8 protein-coding genes, 4 tRNA genes and 1 rRNA gene are annotated in these 8,646 nt (G+C 50.9%); all 13 read left to right on the top strand.

The window, feature by feature from the left end:
- A 5S ribosomal RNA gene (gene rrf, locus FE845_RS18335) occupies nucleotides 1-112 on the top strand; the annotation flags it as partial.
- 209 nt (nucleotides 113-321) lie between these two features.
- Nucleotides 322-1,518: a DUF6160 family protein gene (locus FE845_RS18340; RefSeq protein ID WP_200367948.1), complete on the top strand. Its 1,197-nt coding sequence runs from the start codon at nucleotides 322-324 to the stop codon at nucleotides 1,516-1,518.
- Nucleotides 1,518-2,603 (top strand): hypothetical protein, encoded by a 1,086-nt coding sequence (locus tag FE845_RS18345; protein WP_227714498.1) that lies wholly within the window; start codon nucleotides 1,518-1,520, stop codon nucleotides 2,601-2,603. The genes FE845_RS18340 and FE845_RS18345 overlap by 1 nt, the downstream gene beginning before the upstream one ends.
- A gap of 17 nt (nucleotides 2,604-2,620) precedes the next feature.
- Nucleotides 2,621-3,160 carry a DUF6160 family protein gene (locus tag FE845_RS18350; RefSeq protein ID WP_200367967.1) on the top strand — a complete coding sequence of 180 codons (540 nt, stop codon included), beginning with the start codon at nucleotides 2,621-2,623 and terminating at the stop codon, nucleotides 3,158-3,160.
- A gap of 15 nt (nucleotides 3,161-3,175) precedes the next feature.
- On the top strand, nucleotides 3,176-5,578 hold the full coding sequence (locus FE845_RS18355; protein ID WP_200367957.1) for a DUF6160 family protein: 2,403 nt from the start codon (nucleotides 3,176-3,178) through the stop codon (nucleotides 5,576-5,578).
- 105 nt (nucleotides 5,579-5,683) lie between these two features.
- On the top strand, nucleotides 5,684-6,655 hold the full coding sequence (locus tag FE845_RS18360) for a biotin--[acetyl-CoA-carboxylase] ligase (RefSeq protein WP_200367959.1): 972 nt from the start codon (nucleotides 5,684-5,686) through the stop codon (nucleotides 6,653-6,655).
- On the top strand, nucleotides 6,652-7,386 hold the full coding sequence (locus tag FE845_RS18365; protein ID WP_200367961.1) for a type III pantothenate kinase: 735 nt from the start codon (nucleotides 6,652-6,654) through the stop codon (nucleotides 7,384-7,386). Before FE845_RS18360 ends, FE845_RS18365 begins: the two co-directional genes overlap by 4 nt.
- Nucleotides 7,383-8,045 (top strand): hypothetical protein, encoded by a 663-nt coding sequence (locus FE845_RS18370; RefSeq protein WP_200367963.1) that lies wholly within the window; start codon nucleotides 7,383-7,385, stop codon nucleotides 8,043-8,045. Before FE845_RS18365 ends, FE845_RS18370 begins: the two co-directional genes overlap by 4 nt.
- Nucleotides 8,046-8,076: 31 nt before the next feature.
- Nucleotides 8,077-8,152 (top strand) — tRNA-Thr (locus FE845_RS18375).
- A gap of 41 nt (nucleotides 8,153-8,193) precedes the next feature.
- A tRNA-Tyr gene (locus FE845_RS18380) sits at nucleotides 8,194-8,277 on the top strand.
- An 11-nt stretch (nucleotides 8,278-8,288) separates the two neighbouring features.
- Nucleotides 8,289-8,363: transfer RNA gene (locus FE845_RS18385), tRNA-Gly, on the top strand.
- A gap of 14 nt (nucleotides 8,364-8,377) precedes the next feature.
- Nucleotides 8,378-8,453, top strand: a tRNA-Thr gene (locus tag FE845_RS18390).
- Nucleotides 8,454-8,504: 51 nt separating this feature from the next.
- On the top strand, nucleotides 8,505-8,646 hold a 142-nt coding region (locus tag FE845_RS18395; RefSeq protein ID WP_227714500.1), incomplete at its 3' end, for a GTP-binding protein.

Consider the following 8,646-nt stretch of genomic DNA (forward strand, 5'->3'; position numbering starts at 1 on the left):
ACGACCATAGCGGCTTGGAACCACCTGATCCCATCTCGAACTCAGAAGTGAAACAAGCCAGCGCCGATGGTAGTGTGGCACTTGCCCATGTGAGAGTAGGTCATCGTCAGACTCTTAATACTAAAAACCCCCTCCGGAACTCCGGTGGGGGTTTTTTTATGCCTGGCTTTTGAACCGCCGCACATTCAGAATGTGTAAATAATCGGTACACTTTGTAGTAGGAGTTTGCAAAAGGCAATCACAGCAAGCCTGTATCAGGGACGCAACAATCACCATTAGTATGCCGTCATAACAACAATGCGGTAGTTGTGAGATGTAGCTATGAATAGACTAATTGCAACGGTTTTTCTATCGTCCCTTTCTGCGGGGTTGAGTGCCGACCTTAGCCCGATATCTGATCAACAGATGTCGGAAGTTACAGGTCAGGCATTCGTGTCGATCGACCGCGACTATCACCCGGATGCATCTACCGCCTATACCCGTATCAATCTCGGGATGGACATCGAGCTTCAAACAAATGTTGATACGCTTGAGCTCGGTCGATACGAGCGAGCTGGCGAAAAGCCCGGAACGTCTGATGTTTTAATCAATAACTTTTCTCTCGGTTATATCCAGAATCAAAAGCTATTTGACGATAATCCCAAGCTGCCTGAGATGTTCAAGGCAGACGGTACCCCCTATGCCGATGGCGAAATCGTTCCTTTCTTTATAGAAAACCCGTTTTTGGAATTTGCCTTCGACCAGCAAACGCAGGAAGTGATTGGAGTGCGTCTCGGGTTTGGAGATGCTATGGGTGTGCTATCTGCTGATATTGAAACGCTTACCGGCAATGTCAACGTAATGATCAAGGATGTTGGTGAGGCAATGAAGGACGCCAAACAGGAGAATCCTACAATATCCGACCAGCTGATTAAGTTCCTTACGCCCATCCTTGAGAAAAATAATGCATTAGAAACACAGGCCCGCTTAGTTGACGGAGATCCTAATTCGCCGACCTATGGCGAAATTGACGAGATAAGATCGGAACACATTGGCGTCCCAAATGGGGAAAGATTCGTGCTTGAGGGGGCTAGCACATTCGCTCGCTTGTTTATGAAGAATCTTCTTGCACCTGGTTCGAGCTCACGAATCGAAGTTCCTGGCTGTAATAACTTGTTCGACTGTCCAGAGGGAAATATTGAAGTCATCGCGATGGACTGCATGGTGTTATCCATTCAATCGTGCTTTGATCTGGACCAGTATCGCTCATTTGCTGTTGGGGAGTTGGGCCAGCAAAATGGAGAGAGGAGTGTCGTTGCTCCTGTCGCTGGAGCATTTGTCTCATTTCAAACCAAGGCGGTGGAATGGGTTAAAGATGTGAAGCAGGGCAACATGAGTGAGGCGGAGTTTGTTCAAGCGACCAGTGGTGCATTTTTCAACATACCAAATGGCGCCACAGAGGTTAATCTTGGTGAGGCTCTTAACGGTGTTCCACGGTACCGCTCAGAGTACATAGATCGCGGTAAGGGGCTTTTTTGATGAACAACGCACACTCTTTGAAACTGATTTTAAAAAAAACGGGGCCTCGAAGCATATTGTTTTCGATTGTGCTTGGTTCCCAAGCTCCGGCGTTTGCTGAGCTCCAATCGCTAGATGACGGTCAGTTGTCAGAGGTCGATGGTGCGGGTATTGGGCTGGTTCTTGATAATTTTACGTTTTCTCACGGTACCGATCAGCCGGATCAGAACGGTGAGCAGGCAAGAGTGTTCAAGATCTCTGGAATAAAAAGCACTGATGGTAGAGACGTAGATATTACCGTTAATCACCTTTATATCGCTGGCGCCGATAGTAACTACGGTCAGAACCTGTCGCCGGTTAACCTCGGCCGTCTAATGAACCCATGGCGCATAGACGTGGTTGATGGCGATGATGTGGGAATACCCAACAAAGCCATTCTTGAGTTTGCAGCGCCAACTAAGCTTGCGCCTACAGCAGGGTTTGACTGCAACGGCGGCTCAGCTGTTGCAGGGTCAGGTGCATGCTCAAGCCGACCTGCTACTAGCACCTGGAGGGGAGAGCGCGCAGATATCGGCTTCCAAATGAATGTGGCAGTGGGTAATGACCGCTCTTCCAATCTAAATTTCCATGCTCGCAGTGCGGTTATTGATGGTAGCTATATTAGGCTGTGGGGAGATGATGAGCGGAAGCAAATGGCTGGAGAGTTTCGGTTCAACCTATACTCCCCAGAGGTTTCGATTAATGCATGTTCTCTCGATGGAGTCACCTGCGGCTCTCGAATAACAATGACAGATTTTGCGTTGGAACTTGCGATAGGCAACAAGTATCAGCCAATTTTTTTCGATGTTGATGCTAGCGGTAACTTTTTACTAGAAGTTGGCACAATAGCGGCGCCAGCTTCAGGGCAGATAGCAGCTAATGGCTTGCGGGATGGTAGCGATGCCGGAACCTGGGATTTCTACAACGATTACTATTCGAATCCCGAGTACCGGAGCAATTTACACATCGGCAACTTTAGTGTGGGTAGTAAGGATTTTGGCCCAGCTCGCATGGAAGGAATGTTGATCCAGCACCTCAAGATACAGACACAGGATCTAGCGCAATGATTCAAAGTCCGCTGAGTTTGAGTGCTTTTTTAAATCGTTCACTTTGTTTGCTCGCTTTGCCTCTATGTGCAGCCGCTGAAATGGCTCCCTTGGCTGATGATGTATTGTCAGATGTTTCCGGGCAAGGCGGTATCTACCTCTCAGGGGACGTCAGCATCAACGAACTCGGTGGCCCAATAGAAAACAGTTATTTTGGGCGCTGCGATGATGTAACAAAGAAGTGTGGGGCCCGCTTAGCCTATCGCTTAAAGGATACGGGTGGCTGGATGGTCCTTGATGAGCTTCGCGGCAGTTTTGCGTTCGAAGGGCTTACTCTGGGTATGAGAACCATAGATTCCGGTTTCGCAGGCGATGGAGAGCTATTCAATGGGGATGTTTTGGAGTTCGGCCTGCCGAATACTGTGAGGTTCGACGATGTCCGCTTCAAAATCGCGGCCAGCAATACTCCCCGTCCAACTGACCCCGGCTTTCAGCAAACGGATATTTTCTCTGTAGAGATGCAGGGTAGCGTCATCATGGAAGGTAATCTGCTTGTCTTCCCGGCGGGAAATCCCTAAGAGGTGAGGCGAAATATGAAGACTAACAAGAATCGCAACTGCATTCTCGCCCTTCATTCGGGAGTTTTTCTACTTGGAGCGTTTTCGGTAGCCTCCGCTGACATGAGAAGCCTTGATGATTCGGAGTTGGCGTCCGTTAGCGGGCAAAGCGGTATAACTTTGGAAATGGATCTAGGGGTCACCGCAGATAGAATATCCTATTACGATGATGGCAAGGGCGTCCACCTTGAAGGGTTTCGGGTGGGGTCTTCTTCAAACCCCGCCGGTCAAGCACATCATACAATAAAGGTGGATATAGGAACTGATGCATCCCTTAACCTCGACTATCTAGTCGAAGACCGCAGGGTCGAGTTTGGTGATATCCGTCTGGCCGGAGCACCTGGCGTTAGCATGGGCGGTCTCTTCTTTGACCACTCTCTTGAAGGTTTTTTGAACATCAAGTCCGGCGGTGCCACCGGGGGTGCCGGTTATACCTTTGATTCTGCGTACACCATGACTGGTGGGCGGTTGGGCTATAGAACCAACGGCAATGAGGTGTTTCTCGACGGCATAACTATGGACGTTGAGGCTTTAGGCGTTACGCTTGATGTGGTTGGAGATACCTTAAAGCTCGACGCACCTAGAATTGTTGGCACATGGCAGGTCGATGCTATTCGCTACAGTAGTAATCCTGCAAATCACGGAGTCAGTCGTGATGTTGGTTCCGGAGCTCTGCTGGCATCGTATGGCGGATTAAGTGGTCACTATGAGTTGTCGTCTAGTACGGATATTACTGCGGGTGGTCGTGATGGCGAGGGCCTGAGGATCGACAGCTCAACAGCCATCCACAGTGCCTCCTTTCTCTATCATGACGATGGCAACGTTTTGGCACTTCGGGATATTACCGGCTACCTAAACGTTAACGACATGCGGCTTGATGTGACTACCGACTGGCAGAGTAGGCCCGCATTGGCATTGACGCTGGGTTCTGCTGCGGGCGAATTGAATATTGGTGCCATTGAGATGGGCAGTGGTGGCCGGAGTATTGGCGAAGTGAATGCAAGCTTCCTGTTCGAAGACCACGTGTATAACGGACGTACATACACAAACGCAGTGTATCTTCAGGGTGGCGGGCACTCAGATGCAGGCCCGCAAGGTTTGCGGCTGGCAGCAGAGTGGAGCTTACGCCGTGCCGATTTAAGCTACACCGAAGATGGAAAGCGGGTGATATTCAGTGGCCTACAGTCATGGGGTCGAGGTGACATAACCGTGAATGTTACCCGCAACGAAGTTCGAGGTGGCACCCAGTTCTACGACGGTCTTAGGGTTGGTTTTGAGGGAGTTAAGGCAGGCTATCGAATTAATGGTCTGAAAGTCGGCAGTGAGGACGCTCGGTTACAAGGCGGTACTGAGCTGCTACTAGCGCTTGGTTTCTATCCGGCTTACGAGTTTGAGCTGGATGGGCATATAACCCTTGGTGCCGGCGGAGCAAGTGGTGAAGGCATCACGGTGAACTCTGACGTTCGAATCCAGAACGGTAAAGCGGCCATCATTGCTGATCCTTACGATAAAGGAACCGGTGAGATCAGTCAGAAAGGGCTTTGGATCAGTGAGCTTGAATATGATGGCCATGTGCGTGAGATGAAAATAGACGCAACCGATGAAGGTTTAGCTATGGTAACCGGGGAATCCTGGGGCACCATGGATATTGGCAATTTGCGAGTAGGGGACAAGACGTCGGGTAAAAGCTTTGGTCGGTTTGTGCGGCAGAGTTACGAGGTCGGAAGCAGCATGACCATTGTCCCGGGTGGTGCGGGAGATGTCTGTGCAGGGGGCTCGGGTAGTACTCAGATAGTATGTGAGGCATCCGGTGGTATATGGGAAACCAGAGGCGAGGAAGGTGTTACAGTCCGCCTTAAACAGATACTTGCTAAAGCTGACGGTGATGGCCGAAAGAATGCGTTTACATGGGAGACCAACCGGGAGTTGGATGGGTCTGGCAACCCAATCAATGGTACGGGGACCAGCCTGATATTAAATGATATTTATACCGGTGACGGAGGCGATTTCGACGGTGACGGTATCGAGGACAATACCTTCGGGATTCGCACGGACTTAGCAGTTGATGTGTATCAGACGAAAGTCGTTAAAAAGTCCACTGGCCCTGATTCTTTAGGTGTCGTCGGTTCAAAGGGCGATGAGAAAATTATGGATGTTGCGGCAGCGCAGGGCTACCGTTACGTGAGCAACCCTACTCCGAGTGAAGTGAATAGTCGTCCTCTTGGTTTTGCCGTGAAGGCCGAGAGCCAATTTAAAGAGCTTTCTATTAATACTGTCGATCTTGTGCACCAAACCGGTGGCGCCCAAACTGCTATTTACGGCGTTAAGATGCAGAACTTCAATATACGAGCCAACCTCACCGCAACACCTATTCCTTGATGAATTCGGCGGCTCGACGAATTAGGTCGGGCTGTCAATTTTGTTTTTTAGCCCCTTCTGGTGTTTAATCCGCCGATACACAATCTTCCGGCTGGATAATCTCTGATGAAACTTAAAGCACTTATTGCCCTTCTCAGCGACGGCCAGATTCATTCTGGTGAGTCCCTTGCTCGTCAGCTGGGTGTGAGCCGTACCGCGATTTGGAAACAAATAAAGCGTATCAGCAATGAGGGGTTTGAGGTGGCAACCATTCGGGGGCGAGGTTATCAGTTGGTGTCTCGGGTTGATTTGTTGGACTCTGCGTTGATAGTGGGCCAGCTAGATCCCGGTGTGTCCGGCCGGATCGATTTGCGGGTACTGGATGAGGTGGATTCGACCAATGCTGAGGTTTTTCGCCAAATTTCCGAAGGTGGCAACAATAAATTTCCGGTAGTCATTGCCGATCTTCAAACGGCCGGGCGAGGCCGGAGAGGTCGAAGTTGGCGTAGCCCTCGCGGAGAGAACCTCTACCTAAGCATGGGATTAACCTTTCACGGAGGGTTTGCCGTTCTTGATGGGCTTAGTTTGGTCTTGGGAGTGGCCGTCGCAGAGGCTCTTGAGACTCAGGGGGCGAAAGATATTGGTTTGAAATGGCCAAATGACATATTTCTTCCTGCTGGAAAACTAGGTGGCATACTTGTGGAGTTGCAGGGGGAGTTGCAAGAAGGCTTGGTGCAAGTGATTGCGGGTATTGGGATTAACGTTCATATGTCCAGTGCTGATGATGTCGACCAGCCTTGGAGTAGCCTAACGCAGGCGTTTCCGGATGTAAGCTGGTCGAGAAGCCATCTTGCGGCAGCAGTGATCGAGGCTGTATCTGGCGCCGCAGACGCGTTTTCTCGCGACGGTTTCAGCGGTTTCCGGGCGGCCTGGCAAGAGCGAGATATATACTGTGATCGAATGATTCAGGCGCAGGGAGGAGATATCAAAGGAGTGGGTTGTGGTATTGATGCAACGGGGAACTATCTACTTCGAACCCCGCAGGGGAGCGTTGTTCCAGTGCGTGCTGGAGAAATCAGTTTGCGGGTGGCGGAATGAGGTTGGTGATTGATGCCGGCAACTCCCGACTAAAATGGCGACTAGATGGAGCAGGCGGAGTATTAGCGCAGGGGTTAGGTGGAATCGAAGACGCTGACCCTCTCCCGGAATTACCTGTTGGCGCTGGAGCTATTTCCAGAGTAGCTGTATCTACAGTGGCATCCGAGGAAAAACGGCTGCGCCTTTTGCAAAGTCTGTCCAGCCGGGTAAGTGCTCCCATCAGGTGTTACTGGTCGGAAGCCTGCAGGGATGGGCTCGTGAATGCGTACCGCAACTACCAGCAAATGGGGGCGGATCGATGGCATGCAATGTACGGCGCCTGGTTGGATTATAAACAAGGTTTTATTGTGGTGGACGCTGGCAGCGCAATTACCGTCGATTATGTGGGTTCTTCCGGGCATCACCTAGGCGGTTTTATTCTTCCGGGTTTGCATATGATGCGGCGGAGCTTGCAGGTGGATGCGGCGCGCATAGGCTTTGACCCTATCCATGTTTCTGACTGCTCACCGGGTAAAAGCACAAGTGAGTGTGTTAATCATGGTCTGACCTGGCTGTCCAGTGCCCTTATCGGTCGGGTTCATAGTGATTCAGAGAATGCAGGTGTCCGCGATATTTTGGTCACGGGCGGGGATTCTGAAAGGCTGCTTAACCTGGGTCTGAAAGCAACTTACCGCTCATCTCTGGTGTTGGATGGGTTGGCTGCGATAGACGCACAGGTCGATGCGGAATGAAGTGGCTGGTGCTCGCTTTGGTTGTTTGTAATCTTAGTGTTTGGCAGTTGGGGGTGTTATCGATGCCCGAGACTCAGTCCGGCACCGTTGCTAGCGGCACCCTCCCGCGAGTGGCTAGTCTTAAGGTTCGAAGTGGGGCGGCAGATGCGGCCAGTCGTTTGACTGGCGGGCGCGCATGTGTCCGGCTGGGCTGGATACAATCGCTGAATACCGCTAGGGCCCTCAAAGCCCATCCAGCACTTGCGCAGGCTTCTAAGTTGTCGTTGCAGGAGGTTGATCGGCCGCTGCCCGCTTTGCACTGGGTAATTGTCCCTCCTCAGCCAGCCGATGTTGCTCTTCGGCAACTAAGAGAGATGCAGGATCAAGGGGTTGATTCTTACTTGGTTGCTGAAGGACCCAACAAAAATGCAATTTCTTTGGGCCTCTTTGAGTCACAAGATGCAGCAATATCTGTGCTGAAAGAAAAAAAACACAAGAATTTTAACGTGGTACTAGTCAACTTCGACCGAAATCAGATAAGCTACGCGCTCGCTTTCGAGGCAGAGCCAAATTTCGCTATGGAAATGGCTCAGGCGCTAGAGGCGGATTATGGTTCGGAATTTGATTTCATTGAAATCGATCGTTGCGAAGGTGTTGCAACAGCCGAAAAAAATCCGTAGTATACCGCCCTCGCTGAACAAGCGATTGTGAGCTGGCGTAGCTCAGTTGGTAGAGCAGCTGACTTGTAATCAGCAGGTCGGGGGTTCGATTCCGTCCGCCAGCTCCACTTTTTTTGTTGTGACAGGTGCAAAAGTTCGCGCCTGACTCGGAGGGGTTCCCGAGTGGCCAAAGGGATCAGACTGTAAATCTGACGCGAAAGCTTCGCTGGTTCGAATCCAGCCCCCTCCACCACTTAATTGCTCGCGGGCATCGTATAGTGGCTATTACCTCAGCCTTCCAAGCTGATGACGCGGGTTCGATTCCCGCTGCCCGCTCCAATTTGATTTGCAATGCTCATGTAGCTCAGTCGGTAGAGCACATCCTTGGTAAGGATGAGGTCACCGGTTCAATTCCGGTCATGAGCTCCACTATTTATCCGGTCAACGCTGCTATTTGGGTTGGTTAGGGGGATTGGTCGAATGTCTAAGTCTAAGTTTGAACGTCTTAAGCCACACCTGAACGTGGGCACCATTGGTCACGTAGACCATGGTAAAACGACTCTGACCGCTGCTCTGACTCGTGTGTGTCACGAAGTTTGGGGTACGGGTTCTGCGAGTGCAT

The sequence above is a fragment of the Marinobacter sp. 1-4A genome (genome assembly GCF_016597725.1).
GTDB lineage: Bacteria > Pseudomonadota > Gammaproteobacteria > Pseudomonadales > Oleiphilaceae > Marinobacter.